The sequence below is a fragment of the Achromobacter sp. EB05 genome, from assembly GCF_044232075.1.
In the GTDB taxonomy this organism is placed as follows: Bacteria; Pseudomonadota; Gammaproteobacteria; order Burkholderiales; family Burkholderiaceae_B; genus Achromobacter; species Achromobacter dolens.
In genome coordinates this window covers 766,802-785,031 of the sequence record NZ_CP155917.1, presented here as the reverse complement: position 1 = coordinate 785,031, position 18,230 = coordinate 766,802, and the positions used below count along the sequence as shown (strand labels likewise).

Genomic DNA, 18,230 nt, shown 5'->3' with positions numbered 1-18,230 from the left:
ATCAGGAATATCCATGAACAAATTCGATCTGCAAAAGAACCAGGCGCTGAAACTGGCCGGCCAACTCAAGCAAGCCGGCACGCCCGACCGTTTCGGCGCCGCCTCGCAGGTGCCCGACCGCCGTGAACAGCGCAAGCTCGACCAGGCCGCCGGCCTGGTGCCGTTTCCGCTGAAGCTGTCGCAGGCCCAGGCGGACCAGTTGCGCGCGGCGGCCGCCGAACGCGGCCTGAGCACCAACGACATCATCGCCGAGGCCTTGCAGAAGGCCCTGGGCTGATGCATATCTGGGTCGACGCCGACGCCTGCCCCGGGGTCATCAAGGACATCCTGTTCCGCGCCGCGCAGCGCTGGCAGGTGCCCCTGACCCTGGTGGCGAACCAGGCGCTGCATACGCCGCCCTCCCCGCTGATACGCGCGGTGCAGGTGCCGCGCGGCTTCGACGTGGCCGATGCCCACATCGCCGAACGCGCGGCGGCCGGCGACCTGGTGATCACGGGCGACATCCCGCTGGCGGCGCAGGTACTTGAAAAAGGCGCCATGGCGCTGAACCCGCGCGGCGAACGCTATTCGCCGGAGACCATCCGCGAACGGCTGGCCCTGCGGGACATGATGGAGGAATTGCGCGCGAGCGGCGTGGACACGGGCGGACCGTCTTCGTTCAGCCAGGCGGACCGCAAGGCCTTCGCCAACCAGCTCGACACGCTGCTGGCGCGCGCGGCGCGGCTGGCCGCGCCCAAGGCCTGAACCGCGCAGGACCACGCGCCCGGCGGCGTCAATAGAACGTGATGTACGCCTTGTAGATGATGGTGCCGATGGCCGTGATGAGGCCGATGCCCATCAACCCCATGCCGATGTTGCGGTCGCGCAATCCAAACCCGAGCAGCATGAGCGCCACGCCCGTGACGATGATGATCAACATGGTGTTGGTGCTGGGGTGCATGAAGGTCTCCCGGTAAACGACACGTTTCGCGTCTCAGCCTGCGTTTGCCTTTGCTCTTGCTTTTGCATCCACATCCGGTTGCCGCGGCCCGACCACGCGCTTTGGGCTCGCGCTTTGGGCTCGCGCTTTAGGCTCGCGCTTTAGGCCGAGCTTTGGGCCGAAATTTGCGACTTCAGATTTCATCATAGACAACCCGGGGCACGATGGCGCGCAAATCGGGCGGTCGCGCTTGCGGCATATCAAGGCGGCGCGCAAAACAAAAAAGCCAACCCGCTAAGGTTGGCTTCATTGTCGTTCGGGTTTGCGTCTTTGCTTGAGCAAAGCGCTTGCACCGGTCTCGAGTCGCGTCTGCCGGCTTTCAAGCCTGGCGATGCGCTTCGAGGGTCTTTGGTGGGTAGTACTGGGTTCGAACCAGTGACCCCTGCCGTGTGAAGGCAGTGCTCTACCACTGAGCTAACCACCCCGAAAGAGGCGAAATATTAGCACGCTTTTTTGAAAGTGTGCAAGTCGCCGGGAAAAAACTTTCAGGCGGCCGCCACCGGCGCCTCGAGCTTGCGCCAGACGCACTCGCCGCCAACCGACTTGTCCAGCGCCGCCAGGTAGGTTTCGTGCTCGGCCAGTTCGGCCTCGCTGGCCTTGACCACCGGCAGGCCGGAGGCGTCGAACCTGGCCAGCACCACGCCACCGCCCGCGCCCGTGTCGTTGTCGTCGACGTCGATCAGCAGCGCGTCCTGGCCGCGGGTCATGGCCAGCCAGACTTCCGCCAGCAACTGCGAGTCGAGCAAGGCGCCGTGCAGCGTCCGGTGCGCATTGGAGATGCCGAAGCGGTCGCACAGCGCGTCCAGCGAGTTGCGCTTGCCCGGGAACAGCGAGCGCGCGTGCAGCAGCGAGTCGGTGACCGTTTCGCAGTACTCGGTGATCGGGCCGCGGCCGGTCTTGGCCAGCTCGGCGTTGAAGAACTTCACGTCGAACGCGGCGTTGTGCGCGATCAGCTCGGCGCCCTGGATGAACTTGACGAACTCGTCGGCGACGTCGCCGAAGCGCGGCTTGTCGGACAGGAATTCGGTGGTCAGGCCGTGCACCGCCAGCGCCTCGGGGTCGCTGTCGCGGTCCGGGTTCAGGTAGATGTGCAGGTTGTTGCCGGTGGCCATCCGGTTGACCAGTTCGACGCAGCCGATTTCGACGATGCGGTGTCCCTGGGCGGGATCCAGCCCGGTGGTTTCAGTGTCAAAGATGATCTGGCGCATAAAGCTATTCCGACGCTTGGGCCGCGGGCGCCGACGGCGCCTGGCCATCCGCCGGGCCGGCCGGGGGATGCGCTGCGCTGCCGGCCGGGCCGGGTTTCCTGCGTGCGGTGGCGATCAGGGTGTAGGCCACCGGCACGACGAACAAGGTCAATAGTGTACCCAGCATCAGCCCGCCCACCAGGACCCAGCCGATCTGCTGGCGCGATTCGGCGCCCGCGCCCGAGGACAGCGCCAGCGGCACGGTGCCCAGCACCATGGCGCCGGTGGTCATCAGGATCGGCCGCAGGCGCAGCACGCTGGCCTCGGTCACGGCCTCGAACAGCGCCTTGCCCTCGTCGCGCAGCTGGTTGGTGAATTCGACGATCAGGATGCCGTGCTTGGTGATCAGACCCACCAGCGTAATCAGGCCGATCTGGCTGTAGATCGACAGCGTGCCGCCGGTCAGCCACAACGCCAGCAGCGCGCCGGTCATGGACAGCGGCACCGACAGCATGATGATGAACGGGTTGCGCCAGCTCTCGAACTGCGCGGCCAGCACCAGGTAGATGAAGGCCAGCGCCATGGCGAACACCAGGTAGATGCTGCCCGACGAATCGCGGAACTCGCGCGACTGGCCGTCCAGGTCGGTCACGACCGTGTTGGGCAGCACTTCGCGCGCCACCTGGTGCATGTGGGCCAGCACCTCGCCCAGCGCGTAGCCGGGGGCCACGGCGGCGTCGATCTTGACCGCGCGCAGGCGGTTGAAGTGGTTCAGCGACTGCGGCGACACGCCTTCGTGCACGGCCACCAGGTTGTCCAGTTGCACCATGCTGCCGTCGCGCGCCCGCACGTGGATGCCGGAAATATCCGTGGGCGTGGCGCGGTCGCGCGGCGTGACCTGCACGATCACGTCGTACTGCTCGCCCTGGTCCTTGTAGCGGGTCACCTGGCGCCCGCCCAGCATCGATTCGAGGGTACGGCCCACGGTGTCGACGTTGGCGCCGACGTCGGCCATCTTGTCGCGATCCACCCGCACCCGCAGCTCGGGGGTATTCAGGCGCAGGTCGGTGTCCAGGTTGAGCAGGCCGGGATACTTGCGCAGCTCCGCCAGGAACACTTCGGTCAGGCGCGACAGCTCCGCGTACGAGGCCTGGCTCATGATGATGAACTCGACCGGCTTGGAACGCGCCGACTGGCCCAGCGACGGCGGATTGGTCGGGAACGCGCGCACGCCCGGCAGCGACGAGAACAGCGGCTGCAGCTCCTGGGTGATGGCCTGCTGGCGGCGGCCGCGCTCTTCCCAGGGTTTGAGGCGCAGGATGGCGGTGCCGTCGGTCACCGTGGGAAAGCCCACCGTGACCTGGCTGCCGCTGGCCTCGGGAATGGCCGCGTAGAACTGCTCGATGCCGAGCATGCTGTCGAGGGTGTAGTTCAGCGTCGCGCCTTCCGGCGCACTGACGATGCCGAACACCACGCCGCGGTCCTCGACCGGGGCCAGCTCGCTCTTGACCACCTTGAACAGCACGCCGCTGCCGGCCGCGACCGCCAGGCCGATCGCCACCACCACCCAGCGATGGCGCAGCGACAGCGCCAGCGCCCGCCGGTAGCCGTTGCTCATGGCGTTGAGCCAGCCTTCGATCAGGTTGTACCAGCGGCTGTGGCTGCTCTGGTGGCGCAGCAGCACCGAGCACATCATGGGCGTCAGCGTCAGCGCCACGAAGCCGGACACCAGCACCGCGCCGGCCAGCGCCAGCGCAAACTCGATGAACAGGCGTCCGGTGCGGCCGGTGGCGAACGCCAGAGGCGCGTACACCGTCACCAGGGTCATGGTCATGGCCACCACGGCGAAGCCGATCTCGCGCGAGCCGCGCAGCGCCGCTTCCTTGCGCGGCATGCCGTCCTCGATGTGGCGGTAGATGTTCTCCAGCACCACGATGGCGTCGTCCACCACCAGGCCGATGGCCAGCACCATGGCCAGCAGCGTCAGCGTGTTGATCGAGAAGCCGAACAGGTACATCAGCGCGCAGGCGCCCACCAGCGACACCGGGATGGTGACGATGGGAATGATGCTGGCGCGCAGGTTGCGCAGGAAGAAGAAGATCACCAGCACCACCAGGACGATGGCTTCGCCAATGGTGTGGAACACCGAGTCGATGGAGCGCTCGATGAACACCGACGAGTCGTAGGCGATGGTCAGCTTCATGCCCGCGGGCAGGTTCTCGTTCAGCCGCGCCACTTCCTCGCGCGCGGCCTTGGACAGCTCCAGCGGGTTGGCGGTGGACTGGCGCGTCACGCCGATGTTGATGGCCGGCTTGCCATTGAAGCGCGAGAGGATGCGGTCGTTGGCCGCGCCGATCTCGACCTTGGAGACGTCGCGCAGCCGCACCGGATAGCCCTTGACGTTGGCGACGATGACGTTCTCGAACTGCGCCGGCGTCTGCAGGTCGGTGGACGACACCACCGAGAACTCGCGCGCCCGCGACTCGATGCGGCCGGCCGGGATCTCCACGTTCTGGCTGCGCAGCGCCGACTCCACGTCCTGCACCGTCAGGCCGTAGGCGGCCAGCTTGTCGCGGTCCACGTAGATGCGCATGGACGGCAGGCGTTCGCCGAACACGCGCACCTCGGCCGCGCCGGGCAGCACCGACAAGCGGGTCTTGATGTAGCGGTTGATGTAGTCGGAAGTCTGGATCGCCGAATACGCGCCGGACTCGACCGCGATGTAGATGATGGGCTGCGAATCGGCCTCGACCTTGCCGATGATGGGCTCGTCGATTTCGTCGGGCAGGAAGCGGCGCGCGCGCGAGACCTTGTCGCGCACCTCGGCCGCCGCCGCGTCCGGATTGCGCGACAGGTTGAACTTGATGTTGATCAGGCTGCGCTCGGAGCGGCTGCGCGAGGTCATCACGTCCACGCCCTCGATGCCCGCCAACTGGTCCTCCAGCGGCTTGGTCACCTGCGACTCGATCACCTCGGGCGAGGCGCCCTTGTAGGTCGTGTCCACCGACACGATGGGCTCGTCGATCTTCGGATATTCGCGCACCGTCAGGCGCGAATACGAGATCAGCCCGATCAGCACGATGACCAGCGACAGCACCGACGCGAACACTGGCCGCTGGATACAGGTTTCCGAGATACGCATGAGGGGCCGCCGTTCGCTGGGAAGATGGCGTCAGGCGCCGTTTTTTACGATCTGCACCGGGCCGCCATCGGTGACGCGCTGCAGTCCCGACACCACCAGCTCGTCGCCAGCCGCCACGCCCGTCAGGATCTCGACCTTGCCCTCGCGGCGCTCGCCGATGGTGACTTCGCGGCGCTCGGCCACGCCGTCCTTGACGCGGTATACGTACTGGGTCTCGCCCGACGGCGACAACGCCGCCTCGGGCGCGACCAGCGCCTTGTCCTGGTTGAACAGCAACTGCACGCGCGCGAACATGCCCGGACGCAGCAGCGAATCGGCGTTGGCCACGGTGGCGCGCAGCAGAATGGAGCGCCCGCCCGCGTCGACCAGCGGACTGACGGCATACACCAGGCCGGGACGTTCCTGGCCAGGCAAGGCGTCCAGCCGCAGCGTGAGCTGCTGGCCCACGCCGACCTTGCTCAGATACATCTCGGGCACGCGGAAATCCACCTTGAGCGGGTCGATCGCTTCCAGCGGCGCCAGGTCCTGGCCCTGGTTCACGTAGTCGCCGACCGACACGCTGCGCAGGCCGGCGAAACCGGCGAACGGCGCGCTGATGGTCATCTTGTCCAGCCGCGCCTGCGCCAGCGCCACCGCGGCCTCCTGCACCTTGAGCGTGCTGGCCGACTCGTCGCGCGCCTGCTGGCTGACGAAGCCCTTGGCCTGCAGCGCCACGGCGCGGCGATAGTGGCTCTGCGCCAGCGCCAGGTTGGCGCGCGCCTGCGCCAGTTCGGCGCGCGGCACGGAATCGTCCAGGCGGATCAGCGCCTGGCCGCGCTTGACCGGCTGGCCTTCCTTGAACTCGATCGACTGGATGCGGCCGGCCACTTCGGGCCGCAGCATCACGGCCTCATCCGAGCGCAGGCTGCCCACCGCCGACAGGCCGCGGGCGAACGGAATTTCCGTAACGGCGGAGACTTCGACCCGCACTGGAGCCGCCTTGGAGACGGGTTTGGCGGGCGCGGCGGCGCTGGCCGCCGGCGTGGCGGCCGGCGCGAGCCAGCGCGGCACGAATACGCCCAGAGCGGCCCCCGCGGCCACTCCTGCCGCGATGGCGGCCAGCAATGCAGCTTTTTTCATGCGAATGTGGCGGTATCGCGGCGCGTGCCAGGCATCCCCCGCTGGGACGGCGCCGCAGGAACAGGATCAAGGGTTGGCACTTTAGCACCGGATTTACAACCTGGAACAATCCTGAAGCGCGCTGAAAGCACTAAACCGGCCGACCCAGGGTATTTCCCGATGCGGGCGGCCACGCCCGCGCATCCGCATCGGTGAAAACACGCAGTCATTGACGGACACCAGGCGGCACGCCGCGCCGCCCGGCGGGTCGTTCAAGCGCGCCGGACCGACTCGACGCCCTGGTTGGCCAATTGGTCGGCGCGCTCGTTGCCGGGGTCGCCGGCGTGGCCGCGGACCCAGCGCCACGACACGGTGTGACGCCGCACCTGCTCGTCCAGGGACTGCCACAGCTCGGCATTCTTGACCGGCTTCTTGTCGGCCGTCATCCAGCCGCGCCGCTTCCAGTTGGCCAGCCATTCGGTCATGCCTTTCATGACGTACTGGGAGTCGGTGTGGATGGTGACCGTGCACGGACGCTTGAGCGCGCGCAGGCCCTCGATCACGGCCAGCAGTTCCATGCGGTTGTTGGTGGTCTGGGCCTCGCCGCCGTGCATGGTCTTTTCGTGCGCGCCGGCGCGCATCAACACGCCCCAGCCGCCCGGACCGGGATTGCCCTTGCAGGCGCCGTCGGTCCACATTTCCACTTTCTGGTCGTTCGCGTTGTTGTCCTGCATGGCGCTGCTTGTATGTCCTTGTTCTTTCGATATGAATCCGGCCCGCCGCTCAGGAGCGGTCGAAGCCGTCGCCGGCCTGGCGGTTGACCACCACCGACGCGGCGCGGGCGCGTTTGGGCTTGGTTTTCCAGGCGGGGCCGATAATACGCATGCCGGCCACGCGCTTGACGGCCGACACCAGGTAGACCGCGCCCCCCAGGCTCCACCAGCGCGCGCCGGCCGATTCCAGGAAGCCCCAGCGCTGCAGCCATTTCTCGCTGCGGCAGGCCGGCGCGTAGCAGCCGAAATGGCTTTGCTCGACCTCCAGCGACAGCAGCTTGAACCAATCCTTCAGGCGCGGCAGGGAGACCTGCGACGACGGCGGCTGCGGCAGCCAGGGCTCCATGCCGGGCATGCGGGTGCGCGCGCCCCACATGCTCCAGGGATTGAAACCGGAGATCACCACCCGCCCTTCCGGCACCAGCACCCGCTCGACCTCGCGCAGCACGTTGTGCGGCTCGCTGGTGCATTCGAAGGCGTGCGGCAGGATCAGCAGGTCGACGCTCTGCGATTCGAACGGCAGCGCTTCGGGCTGGGCCAGCACCACGCGCGACTGCCAAGCGGCGATATTCTCGGGCGCGGGGGTTTCCGTGCCGACATAGCCCTTGAAGGGCATGCGGTTCGCGCGCAGCAGATTCAGGTCGGCCAGGCCGACCTGCCAGGCGTAATATCCGAAGACGTCCGCCACGGCCGCGTCGAACTGCGCGCGCTCCCAGGCCAGGGCGTATTGCCCTGGCGGAGTCTGGAACCATTCGGCCAGTTCTACAATCGGCGGAGTTTCTTCTGCCACGTCTTCATTCCTTCGAATCCCATGCAAGCCTTGACCGCCCCCGCAGGCGGCCGTGAGCGCAACGCCGCGGTCTTGCCTCTGCCCGCCTTCACCGACAACTATATCTGGGCCATCGTCCGCGACGGCCTGGCCGCCGTGGTCGACCCCGGCGAAGCCGGGCCGGTACTGCAATGGCTGGCCCGTGAAGACCTGAAGCTGCGCGCCATTCTACTCACGCACCACCATGGCGACCATGTGGGCGGCGTGCTTGAATTGTCCCGCATTGGCGATATCACCGTATATGGCCCGGCGCGCGAAAAGCTGCCGCGCTGCGATGTTCCCCTGGCCGAGGGCGACCGCGTGGTGCTGCCGGAGCTGGACCTGGACCTGACGGTGCTGGACGTGCCGGGGCATACCGCGGGCCACATCGCGTACACCGGCCGGGCCGCGGGAAAACAGCCTGTGCTGTTCTGTGGAGACACCCTGTTTGCCGGGGGCTGTGGCCGGCTTTTCGAGGGTACCCCCGCGCAAATGTCTGATTCCTTGGAAAAATTTTCTGTTTTACCGCCAGATACACAGGTTTTTTGCGCACACGAGTACACTCTAGCGAACTTGCGCTGGGCCATGGCGGTCGAACCCGCCAACCGCACCCTGCAACAGTGGTATCAGCGGGCCCGGCAATTACGCGCAGAAGGTCTCCCCACGCTTCCGTCGACCATCGGCCAGGAACGCGCGACCAATCCGTTTTTGCGCACGCAGCAAGCTGACGTCGTCCGCGCCGCAGGCAACTGGGCCGGCCACGACCACCCGACGCCGGTAGAGGTTTTTGCCTCCCTTCGTGAATGGAAGAACGATTTCAAGTGACCGCCCGATGAATTTCTCCCGACTCCTTCTGCCGCTTCTGCTGGCAGTCCTCGCCGGTTGCGCAGGAACCAAATCCCACGACAGCAAGAACCTCACCACCAACTCCCAAGGGCGCTACATCGCCCGCGACACGTCCCGCACGGTCGACCTGACCAATCCGCCGGTCGACGCCTGGGACCGCATCCGCCGCGGCTTCGCCATCCCCAACCTGAACACCGACCTCTCGCAGCAGTGGACCGACTATTACGCGTCCCACCCCGAGGCGGTGCAGCGCATGGCCGAGCGCGCCGGCAAATACCTGTATTTCATCGTCGACGAGATCAACCGCCGCGGCCTGCCGACCGAGCTGGCACTGCTGCCTTTCGTCGAAAGCGCCTACAACCCGACCGCGCTGTCGCGCGCCCAGGCCTCGGGCCTGTGGCAGTTCGTGCCGGCCACCGGCCAGCACTTCAACCTGAAGCAGGACTGGTGGCGCGATGAGCGCCGCGACCCCATCGCCTCGACCAACGCGGCGCTGGACTACCTGGAAAAGCTGTTCGAGATGCAGGGCGACTGGTACCTGGCGCTGGCCTCGTACAACTGGGGCGAAGGCTCGGTGCAGCGCGCCATGGCCAAGAACGAGGCCGCCGGCCAGCCCACGGACTACCTGTCCCTGAACATGCCGGACGAGACCCGCAACTACGTGCCCAAGCTGCAGGCCATCAAGAACATCATCGCCGACCCGCAGCGCTACGCGGTGGCGCTGCCGCCGGTCGGCAACACGCCGTACTTCGTGACGGTGCAGAAGAATAGCGACATCGACCTGGAGATCGCCGCCAAGCTGGCCGAGATGCCGCTGGACGAATTCAAGGCGCTGAACCCGTCGTTCAACCGGCCCGTGATCCGCGGCGACCACGCCCCCACCCTGCTGCTGCCGGCTGACCGCGTCGAGATCTTCAACGCCAACCTGACCAACTACAAGGGCGACCTGAGCGCCTGGAAGGTCTACCACTCGCGCCGCGGCGAATCGTACGCCTCGATCGCCAAGCGTTTCGGCGTGACCGAAGCCAAGCTGCGCGAGACCAACGACATCGGCTCGCGCCAGAAGGTGGCCTCGGGCCAGTCATTGCTGGTGCCGGGCGACCCCGGCGCCGGCGGCGTGCAACTGGCCTCGCTGGCCGCGCCGGTCGGCGCGCTCGATTCTGCCCCGGTCAACACCAGCAAGGCGCCGGCGCCGCGCGGCAAGGCCGCGCCCCCCGCCGCGCGCGGCGCGGCCGCCCGTCCCAACGTGCGCACGCACAAGGTGCGCCAGGGCGATACGCTGTTCTCGCTGGCCAAGCAGTACGGCACCTCGGTGGACGCGCTGCGCGCCCTGAACAACCTCAAGGGCAATGCCCTCAAGATCGGCGCCCAGTTGCGCGTGCCGGGCACCAACGCCCGCGGCTGACTCCCCCGCCGATCCGTCTTTCGCAGCGGCGCCCACCCGGGCGCCGCGCCGTTTTGTCCGCGAGGCCGCCAAACTCCTTAAAATAGGCGGTCTCCAGCAGGAAAAAAATCAAAGGAACCTCACATGGGCTTTCTCGCCGGCAAACGCATCCTGGTCACCGGGGTGCTTTCCAACCGCTCCATCGCCTACGGCATCGCGCGCGCCTGTCACCAGCAGGGCGCCGAACTGGCCTTCACCTACGTCGGTGACCGCTTCAAGGACCGCGTGGCCGAATTCGCCGCCGAATTCGGCAGCGACATCGTGCTGCCCTGCGACGTCGCCGAAGACAGCCAGATCGAAGCCACCTTCACCGAGCTGGCCAAGCGCTGGGACGGCCTGGACGGCCTGGTGCACTCGATCGGTTTCGCCCCGCGCGAAGCCATCGCCGGCAATTTCCTGGACGGCCTGTCGCGCGAAGGCTTCCGCATCGCCCACGACATCTCGGCCTACAGTTTCGCCGCCATGGCCAAGGCCGCGCTGCCGCTGATGGAAGGCCGCAACGGCTCGGTGCTGACGCTGACCTACCTGGGCGCCGAACGCGTGGTGCCCAACTACAACACCATGGGCCTGGCCAAGGCTTCGCTCGAAGCCAGCGTGCGCTACCTGGCCACGGCGCTGGGTCCGCGCGGCATCCGCGCCAACGGCATCTCGGCCGGCCCCATCAAGACGCTGGCCGCCAGCGGCATCAAGGACTTCTCGGCCATCCTGAAGTTCGTCGAGGCCCAGGCGCCGCTGCGCCGCAACGTCACCATCGATGACGTCGGCAACGTCGCCGCATTCATGCTGTCGGACCTGGCCGCCGGCGTCACGGGTGAAATCACCCACGTGGACGCCGGTTTCTCGACGATCGTTCCGGGCATGGAAGAGTAAGACCTGCCTGGCCGGGCGCCGCGCCCGGCCAGGCGGGCCGGCGGCGGCAGCGCCGCTGGCCCGGGACCGCCGGCCCCTCAGGCCGGCCGCACGATCAGCGTCGAGACCTGCACGTCCACCGCCGTCATCAGCTTGTGGATCGGGCATTTCTCGGCCACGGCCAGAAGCTCATCGATCTGCGCGTCCGACAGTTCGCCATGCAGCGTCAGCTTGGCGGTCAGGCGATAGACGCCCTTGCGCTCCTCGCTGGCGTCGCGCACTACGTCCACCCCCACCGATTCCAGCGGCAGCCCCTTGCGCTGCGCGTAGACCATCAGTGTCATGGCCTTGCAGCCGCCCAGCGCCGTATCGAAGTAGTCGTGTGGATCCGGGCCCGCGCCCTGTGGCTGCGGCATGTCCAGCGGCAGGTCGTGGCCTTCGGCCGTGGCGGTGAATTGCAGGGTCTTGGGCGCGTTCTGGCGCACGTGGATAGTCATGGGCGGAATTCCTCGCGTTGCGGGCGGCGCGCATGGCCGCCCCAACCCCGGTTGTAGCATCCGTCGCCCGGGCCACGCCCCGACGCAACATCCATTTCTGACTGTAAGCTGAACTTCTGGACGAGACGGCGGTCGGATAGCCTGTCCGCAAGATCGATTGCATTCACCAGGAAACCCGCATGAGCGCCAGACAACTTCTCGACCAACTGCTGCAATCCGGCCAGGGCCTGCTGGCCGACGCCGGCGCCAAGGTGCAGAACGCCACCGGCGGCAAGGGCGGTTCGTTCCTGACCGGCCTGGGCGGCGGCGCCCTCGGCGCGGGCGCGCTCGGCCTGCTGCTGGGCAGCAAAAAGGCCCGCAAGATCGGCGGCAAGGTCGCCATGTATGGCGGGATGGCGGCGCTTGGCGCCCTGGCATACCGCGCCTATGGCGACTGGCAACGCAACCAGGCCGGCGCGCCGGCCGCCCCGCCGCAGACGCTGGACCGGTTGCCGGCCCCCGAGGCCGAACAGCACAGCACCGCGGTGCTCACGGCCATGATCGGCGCGGCCAAGGCCGACGGCCACATCGGCCCGGAGGAACGCGCCCTGCTCGAAACCGAGCTGGCCAAGTTGTCCAGTGACGCGCAGGACCGCCGCTGGCTGGAAACCGAGTTGTCGCGCCCGCTCGATCCCGCCCAGATCGCGCAATCGGCCAGGACGCCGGAGATGGCGGCCGAGATGTACCTGGCCAGCCTGCTGGTGGTGGACGAGGAAAGCTACATGGAGCGCGCCTACCTGGACGAGCTGGCGCGCCAGCTCAAGCTGCAACCGGGGCTGAAGGAACAACTGGAGCAACACGCCCGCGCGGCGGCCTGAGCGCCGCGCGCCGTCTTGCCGGTCAGGTCGGGACGCTGACCATCAAGGCGCGGAAACGGGCGGCCCGGCCGTCCGCCCTGCCCGTCAATCGGCGCGCAGCCCGATCGCCTCGGTAAGCGCCGTATAGCGGTCAATGTCCGCATTGATCATGTCCTGGAACGCGCGCGGCGAACTGGTGGTCGGCGTGAAGCCCTGCTCGCGCAGCGCGGCCTGCACGTCCGGACGCAGCATGATGCGGGCCAGCGTCGTATTCAACTTCGCCACCACCGCCGGCGGCGTGGCCGCCGGCGCCAGCAGGCCATGCCATTGATCAAGCGCGTAGCCCGCCACGCCCTGCTCCGCCACCGTGGGGACCTCGGGCAAGAGCGGCGAGCGCTGCGGCGAGGTGACGGCCAAGGCCCGCAGACGGCCCGCCGCGATCAGCGGCGCGGCGCTGGACGCGGTGACGACCCCCATGCCGACCTGTCCCGAGGCCACGTCGGTCAACGCCGGTCCGCAACCCTTGTAGGGCACATGCTGCAGCGGCGCGCCGGTGGCCCGCGCCAGCATCTCACCGGCCAGGTGCTGCGGCGTGCCATTGCCGCACGAGGCGAACGGCAGCGGCCGCTCCGGCCGCGCGGCGCCGCGGGCATCGTCCAAGGTGTGCAGCGGCGAGTTCGCCGGCACCACGAACACGGATGGCACAAAGGCCACGTTGATCACCGCCGCGAAGTCGCGCTTGGGCGCGAAGCCCAGGTTGCGGTAGACGCCAGGGTTGATCGCGAACGAGCTGTTGACCATCAGCAGCGTGTAGCCGTCGGGCGCCGACTCGGCCACGGCGCGGGCGCCGATGTTGCCGCTGGCGCCGGGCAGGTTCTCGACCACCACTGGCTGGCCGAATTGTTCCTGCAGGCTGGCGCCCAGGCGCCGCGCCAGCAGGTCGGTGCCGCCGCCGGGCGGGAAGGTCACCACGATGGTGATGGGGTGCGTGGGATAGGTCGCGTCCCCGGGCGTGTCGCCCGACGGCGGATTGCCGCAGGCGCCGAGCGCCAGGGCCGACAACAGCAACGAGGATCGAAGCGCGCGTTTCATGAGGCTTGCCTGTCGTATCGCGCCGGCCTCAGGCGTCCAGCCCGATGTCCAGCACTTTGGCGCTGTGGGTCAGCCAACCCACGGCGATCTGGTCGACGCCGGTGGCCGCCACCGCGGCCGCGGTCTCGGGCGTGATGCGGCCTGAGGCCTCGGTGATGGCGCGGCCGCGCGCCATGGCGACGGCCTGGCGTAATTGGTCCAGGCTCATGTTGTCCAGCAGCACCACGTCCACCCCCAGCGCCAGGGCCGTTTCCAACTGCGCCAGCGTGTCCACTTCCAGCTCGATCTTGACCATGTGGCCGATGCCGGCGCGGGCGCGCGCCACCGCGGCCTCGATGCCGCCGGCCAGGGCGATGTGGTTGTCCTTGATGAGCACGGCGTCGTCGAGCCCGTAGCGATGGTTGCTGCCGCCGCCCACGCGCACCGCGTATTTCTGCACCGCGCGCAGGCCCGGCATGGTCTTGCGGGTGCAAGTGACGCGGGCGCCGTGGCCGGCGATGGCCCGCGCGATCGACGCCGTCGCCGTCGCCACGCCGCTCAGGTGACACAGGAAGTTCAGCGCCACCCGCTCGGCGGTCAACATGGCACGGGCGTTGCCGCGAATCCGCGCGATTTCGGTGCCCGGCGCCAGGTCGGCGCCGTCGCGGTGGGCAACCTCGAACTCGATGGCGGGATCGAGCGTGCGAAAAGCGAGCCGCGCCAGGTCCAGCCCGGCCAGCACGCCTTCCTGGCGCGCCACCAGGCGCGTCTCGGCCACGGCGTCGGCCGGCACGATGGCGTCGGTGGTCAGGTCTCCGGCCCGCCCCAGGTCTTCAAGCAACGCCGCGCGCACCAGCGGCTCGAGCATGACATCCGGCAGGGAGGGAATGGCCAAACGGGCAACGGGCGCTTCAGCAATAATGCTCATTTTGAGTATTTTGTGGTTAAAAAAAGGCGCGCAAATAATGCGCATGCACTTATGCTAAAGATGAGTATATGGCCTTGTCAAGCGTCACAGCGAGCGTGACAGCGGCAGCTTGCTGCCCGCGATGGCGCGTTCGAGCAGCACGTCGCGGCGGAAGCGGAACAGTTTGGCGGGGCGTCCCGCCGTGCCGGTGGCCATTTCGCCGGTCTCTTCCACCAGCGCCTGCTGCTCGATCAGGCGGCGGAAATTCTGCTTGTGCAGGCCGCGTCCGGCCAGGGCCTCGACCGCCAACTGCAACTGCAGCAGCGTGAACTGCGCCGGCATCAGTTCGAACACCACCGGCCGGTACTTGATCTTGGCGCGCAGCCGCGCGATGCCGGTGGCCAGGATGCGGCGATGGTCATGCCGCATGGGCTCGCCCGGCAGCGGCGCGGCGGCCGCCTCCGAACGGCGGCGCGCCGCTTCCGGCACCAGGCCGGCCTCGAACAGCAATTCGTAGCGCTGCAGCACCATGTCCTCGTTCCAGGCGGCGCCGTCCAGGCCGAAGGTGATGGCGGCGCGCTGGCGGCGGCGCTGGCGCAAGGCGCCATCGCCGGTGTCGTCGCACCAGGCCTGCAGGCGCGGCACGATCAGCTCGTCCACCAGCGCCGGCGTACCGGCGCGGCGGTCTTCCCAGGGGAAATAGCGGTACCAGTCCTGCCAGCCGACCTGCGCCACGCCGGTCTCGCCGGCCTCGCGCGTCAGGCCCAGGTAGCTGACCGACATGACGCGCGCGCCCGATTCGTCGGAACGGTCGCCATCGGCGAAGGTGTAGAGCTGTTCGACGTAACCGAGCGGATGGTGCGTCTGGGTCTCGACCCAGGCCCGCAAGCCCGCCTGCAGCGAGCGGTGCGACAACTCGAAGGGCCCCGCCGGCAGGGCCCGCGCATCGTCGGTGGTCAGCACGCGCGGCTCGCCGTTGGTGACGGCGACCAGGACGGCAACGAGTTCGGCGTGGACGGAGCGTTCGACGGATTCGGTCAAGGTGGCGGATGAAAATGAGGAAAACCGGGCGTGGTGACGCGACGCCGCGAGGCGCTCGGCATTATAAGGTCGGGGCCCTGCAACAGCCCCTTGCAAACGTGACAGCGCAACCCGCCGCAAGGGCCGCGCGCGGCCCTAACATGAAGAGGAATCCCCGGCGCGTCGCCATCCTGGGACGCCCACAACCGGAGCCGTCATCATGCTGAAAACCGTCATCGATTCCTCCGCCGCCAGCAGCAAACCGGACACCGCCCCGGAGCCAAAGCCGTCAGTCGATCCCCGCAAGGGCACCGGCATCCTGCCCATGCCTGACCAGAGCGAGGTCGTCGCGGGCATGCCGCGCCGCGGCCGCGCCATCGAGGCGCCCGGCGACCCCGGCATCATCACGCCCGAAGATGACGTGCTGGACACGTCATACGAAAACCACAAGCAATGACCGGCACGCGCCGCGCCGGCGCGCGCCGCGCCGGCGCGCGCCGCGATCAGGCGACCTTGGCCACCGCGTCCTGGCGCGTGTCGACCACCGTCAGGATGGCCAGGAAGCCGCTGATGTCGAACACCTCGCGCACATGCGGCTGCATCGCGCACAGCGCCAGCGCGCCCGAAGCCTGCTTCAGGCGCTTGGCCAGCACCAGCACCACGCGCAGGCCGGCGCTGGAGATGTAGTTCAGGTTGGACATGTCGAGCACGAAACGGCGTTCGCCTTTTTCGACGTGCGACAACAGGTCGGCTTCGATGCCCGCGGCGTTGCCGCTGTTGATCTGGCCTTCGGGCGAGACAACCAACACTTCCCCGACCTTCTCGATTGCGAGATTCATAGTGGTTCCCGGTAAATGACCGACGCCCCGGATCCCGGCGCTTGCGGGCGGCGGCGCGATGCCGAGATGATACGCGAGGCGCCGGCGCAGCCAAACGCAAACGTGGAACGACACGCGCCAGTGGCTGACCCGTTCCGCCAGCGGGCCGCAATCGGGCATACTTCCACCTGCACGTGTACCACTGAACGCAAGGCGACCATGCCCCCTCAGCCCGATACGCTTGACCTCGTTCCCGACGCCCGCGCCGTCGCCTGCGCCATTGAATGGCTCGAGGCCATTGCCGAGCGCGACGCGTGGTCGCCCAAGCTGAGTTTCGGTCTGTCCTTGAGTCTGGACGAAGCGCTGACGAACATCGTTTCCTACGCCTTCGACGATCCCTTGCTCGCCCCCGATCCCGCCCACGTCAGCCTAGCCTGTCGCCAGGACGACGAATGGATCTCGCTGGAGATAATCGACAATGGCCGTCCGTACGATCCCACCAAGACCCCGCCGCCCCCACTGGCCGCGACGCTCGATGACGCCGACATCGGCGGCCACGGCGTGCGGCTGATGCAGCACTATCTGCACGACCTGCGCTACGCCCGCAATGGCAATGAGAACCGCCTGACGCTCGTGATGCGCGCCGCGTGACCCTGCCTGGCGCGTTCGATCAAGACGCGCTATCGACAACCAGCAGTGCATAGACAGAAAGTACCGAACGAAACCCGGTCGTCTGTCACTCATGCATAGCCCCGTGCGCCGGTCGCGCGCGGACCTCGCCCAGATGCCGCCCGTGAACGCTCCCTATCGTCCAGAAGGATTGCTTGCCCGGCCCTTGTACGCCCGCGTCGACGCGGGCGCGGTGGCCCACAATCTCGCGCGCCTGCGCGCCACCCTGCCCCGCGCCCCCGCGTCGGGCGCCGCCGCGCCGCGCCTGTGGGCCACCGTCAAGGCCGACGCCTACGGCCACGGCCTGGCGCGCGTGCTGCCCGCGCTGCGCGCCGCCGACGGGCTCGCTGTGCTGCACCTGGACGAAGCGCGCGCCTGCCGCCAACTGGGCTGGGACGGCCCGGTGCTGGTCTACGGCGGCCTCTATTCGCAGGCCGACACGCTGCTGCTCGACACGCCGGGCCTGCATCTGGTCATCACGCATGCCGCGCAACTGGACTGGTTGGCGCAATCGCCCGCGGCCGAGCGGCCGTCGGTCTGGCTGCGCTTTGCCGGCGACATCCATCACACCGGCTTCAGCGCCGACGACTACCGCGCCGCGTTCGAGCAGGCGCGCAACCTGGCCGCGCGTGGCCTGGTCGAGGAGGTCGGCCACCTGAACCACTATGCCCGCGCCGATGAGGCCGATGGCGTGGACAGCGCCGACGCGCGCTTTCGCGAGGTCATCCGCGACTTGCCGGGACCGGTGTCCACCAGCAATTCCGCCGCGATGCTTGGCCATGCGGCGCGCGCCGCGGCCACGCAATGGGTACGGCCAGGCCTGGCGTTGTACGGCGCCAGCCCGTTCGCCCACCGCAGCGCGGCCCAACTGGACTTGAGGCCAGCGATGTCATTGCATTCGCAGGTGGTAGGCATCCAGCGCGTGCCGGCCGGCGCCGGCGTCGGCTACAGCGGCGCATTCCTCGCGCCCACGGCGATGGCCGTGGGCATCGTCACCTGCGGCTACGCCGATGGCTACCCGCGCCACGCGCCCACCGGCACGCCGGTGGTGGTGGCCGGCATCCGCACGCGGCTGCTGGGCCGCGTTTCCATGGACATGATGGCGGTGGATCTGGGCCCCGTGCCGCACGCCGCGATCGGCTCGCCCGTGACGCTGTGGGGCGCGGACGGCCTGCCGGTGGAAGAAGTCGCGATGGCGGCGGGCACCATCGCCGCCCAGTTATTGACGGGCTTGAGCGCGCGCGTGCCGGTGGCGCTGGCCAGCGCCGGCGCGGCGCGCTGAATGG

General features: G+C 68.2%; 20 protein-coding genes and 1 tRNA gene. 9 read left to right on the top strand and 12 right to left on the bottom strand.

All coding sequences use genetic code 11. From position 1 onward, the window contains the following. The first annotated feature begins 13 nt into the window (after positions 1-13). Positions 14-277 (top strand): hypothetical protein, encoded by a 264-nt coding sequence (locus AAID08_RS03650; protein WP_006388697.1) that lies wholly within the window; start codon positions 14-16, stop codon positions 275-277. After that, a complete protein-coding gene (locus AAID08_RS03645) occupies positions 277-744 on the top strand; it encodes a YaiI/YqxD family protein (RefSeq protein WP_064526173.1) in 468 nt (155 codons plus the stop codon). Before AAID08_RS03650 ends, AAID08_RS03645 begins: the two co-directional genes overlap by 1 nt. A 28-nt stretch (positions 745-772) precedes the next feature. Here AAID08_RS03645 and AAID08_RS03640 read toward each other — a convergent pair whose 3' ends face one another. From AAID08_RS03640 to AAID08_RS03610, 7 genes are all read right to left on the bottom strand, one after another. Continuing rightward, positions 773-940 carry a hypothetical protein gene (locus AAID08_RS03640; RefSeq protein WP_006388695.1) on the bottom strand — a complete coding sequence of 56 codons (168 nt, stop codon included), beginning with the start codon at positions 938-940 and terminating at the stop codon, positions 773-775. A gap of 388 nt (positions 941-1,328) precedes the next feature. After that, positions 1,329-1,403: transfer RNA gene (locus AAID08_RS03635), tRNA-Val, on the bottom strand. 61 nt (positions 1,404-1,464) lie between these two features. Then, positions 1,465-2,187, bottom strand: coding sequence for a DNA polymerase III subunit epsilon (gene dnaQ / locus AAID08_RS03630; RefSeq protein WP_064526175.1), 723 nt, complete (start codon positions 2,185-2,187; stop codon positions 1,465-1,467). A 4-nt stretch (positions 2,188-2,191) separates the two neighbouring features. After that, a complete protein-coding gene (locus tag AAID08_RS03625; RefSeq protein ID WP_395757364.1) occupies positions 2,192-5,308 on the bottom strand; it encodes an efflux RND transporter permease subunit in 3,117 nt (1,038 codons plus the stop codon). Positions 5,309-5,338: 30 nt separating this feature from the next. Beyond that, the gene (locus AAID08_RS03620; protein ID WP_144657025.1) at positions 5,339-6,427 is read right to left on the bottom strand and encodes an efflux RND transporter periplasmic adaptor subunit; all 1,089 of its coding nucleotides are present in this window, start codon (positions 6,425-6,427) and stop codon (positions 5,339-5,341) included. A gap of 251 nt (positions 6,428-6,678) precedes the next feature. Then, positions 6,679-7,140, bottom strand: a complete 462-nt coding sequence (rnhA, locus tag AAID08_RS03615; protein ID WP_049071280.1) for a ribonuclease HI — start codon at positions 7,138-7,140, stop codon at positions 6,679-6,681. Between the two features lie 49 nt (positions 7,141-7,189). After that, positions 7,190-7,969 (bottom strand): class I SAM-dependent methyltransferase, encoded by a 780-nt coding sequence (locus tag AAID08_RS03610; RefSeq protein ID WP_064526180.1) that lies wholly within the window; start codon positions 7,967-7,969, stop codon positions 7,190-7,192. Positions 7,970-7,990: 21 nt separating this feature from the next. Here AAID08_RS03610 and gloB point away from each other — a divergent pair, with 21 nt between their 5' ends. The 3 genes from gloB (at position 7,991) to fabI (ending at position 11,147) form a co-directional block, all read left to right on the top strand. Beyond that, on the top strand, positions 7,991-8,812 hold the full coding sequence (gene gloB / locus AAID08_RS03605; RefSeq protein WP_395757363.1) for a hydroxyacylglutathione hydrolase: 822 nt from the start codon (positions 7,991-7,993) through the stop codon (positions 8,810-8,812). Positions 8,813-8,819: 7 nt separating this feature from the next. Further along, positions 8,820-10,238: a transglycosylase SLT domain-containing protein gene (locus AAID08_RS03600; protein ID WP_175143912.1), complete on the top strand. Its 1,419-nt coding sequence runs from the start codon at positions 8,820-8,822 to the stop codon at positions 10,236-10,238. 123 nt (positions 10,239-10,361) lie between these two features. After that, on the top strand, positions 10,362-11,147 hold the full coding sequence (gene fabI, locus AAID08_RS03595) for an enoyl-ACP reductase FabI (RefSeq protein WP_006388687.1): 786 nt from the start codon (positions 10,362-10,364) through the stop codon (positions 11,145-11,147). Between the two features lie 77 nt (positions 11,148-11,224). Here the strand turns inward: fabI and AAID08_RS03590 are convergent, their stop codons facing one another. Further along, positions 11,225-11,623, bottom strand: a complete 399-nt coding sequence (locus AAID08_RS03590; RefSeq protein ID WP_049071273.1) for an OsmC family protein — start codon at positions 11,621-11,623, stop codon at positions 11,225-11,227. Between the two features lie 179 nt (positions 11,624-11,802). Between AAID08_RS03590 and AAID08_RS03585 the strand changes: the two genes are divergently transcribed. Then, positions 11,803-12,480: a tellurite resistance TerB family protein gene (locus AAID08_RS03585; RefSeq protein WP_054503492.1), complete on the top strand. Its 678-nt coding sequence runs from the start codon at positions 11,803-11,805 to the stop codon at positions 12,478-12,480. A gap of 84 nt (positions 12,481-12,564) precedes the next feature. On the opposite strand, the gene AAID08_RS03580 is transcribed toward AAID08_RS03585, so the two are convergent. The 3 genes from AAID08_RS03580 to AAID08_RS03570 all read right to left on the bottom strand — a co-directional run bounded on the left by AAID08_RS03580 (position 12,565) and on the right by AAID08_RS03570 (position 15,478). Further along, complete coding sequence (locus AAID08_RS03580; RefSeq protein WP_395757362.1) at positions 12,565-13,551, bottom strand: tripartite tricarboxylate transporter substrate binding protein; 987 nt, start codon at positions 13,549-13,551, stop codon at positions 12,565-12,567. 28 nt (positions 13,552-13,579) lie between these two features. Beyond that, positions 13,580-14,458: a carboxylating nicotinate-nucleotide diphosphorylase gene (gene nadC, locus AAID08_RS03575; RefSeq protein WP_395757361.1), complete on the bottom strand. Its 879-nt coding sequence runs from the start codon at positions 14,456-14,458 to the stop codon at positions 13,580-13,582. A gap of 84 nt (positions 14,459-14,542) precedes the next feature. Then, positions 14,543-15,478, bottom strand: coding sequence for a hypothetical protein (locus AAID08_RS03570; RefSeq protein ID WP_116791527.1), 936 nt, complete (start codon positions 15,476-15,478; stop codon positions 14,543-14,545). A 199-nt stretch (positions 15,479-15,677) separates the two neighbouring features. Here AAID08_RS03570 and AAID08_RS03565 point away from each other — a divergent pair, with 199 nt between their 5' ends. Beyond that, positions 15,678-15,914, top strand: coding sequence for a hypothetical protein (locus AAID08_RS03565; RefSeq protein ID WP_054503488.1), 237 nt, complete (start codon positions 15,678-15,680; stop codon positions 15,912-15,914). 46 nt (positions 15,915-15,960) lie between these two features. Here the strand turns inward: AAID08_RS03565 and AAID08_RS03560 are convergent, their stop codons facing one another. Then, entirely contained in the window at positions 15,961-16,296 is a 336-nt protein-coding gene (locus AAID08_RS03560) for an STAS domain-containing protein (protein ID WP_054503487.1), read from the bottom strand. 198 nt (positions 16,297-16,494) lie between these two features. On the opposite strand from AAID08_RS03560, the gene AAID08_RS03555 reads away from it, so the two are divergent. Together AAID08_RS03555 and alr are read left to right on the top strand one after the other, a co-directional pair. Next, positions 16,495-16,926 carry an ATP-binding protein gene (locus AAID08_RS03555; RefSeq protein WP_054503486.1) on the top strand — a complete coding sequence of 144 codons (432 nt, stop codon included), beginning with the start codon at positions 16,495-16,497 and terminating at the stop codon, positions 16,924-16,926. Positions 16,927-17,059: 133 nt separating this feature from the next. Further along, complete coding sequence (alr, locus tag AAID08_RS03550; RefSeq protein WP_054503549.1) at positions 17,060-18,226, top strand: alanine racemase; 1,167 nt, start codon at positions 17,060-17,062, stop codon at positions 18,224-18,226. Positions 18,227-18,230 lie beyond the last annotated feature (4 nt).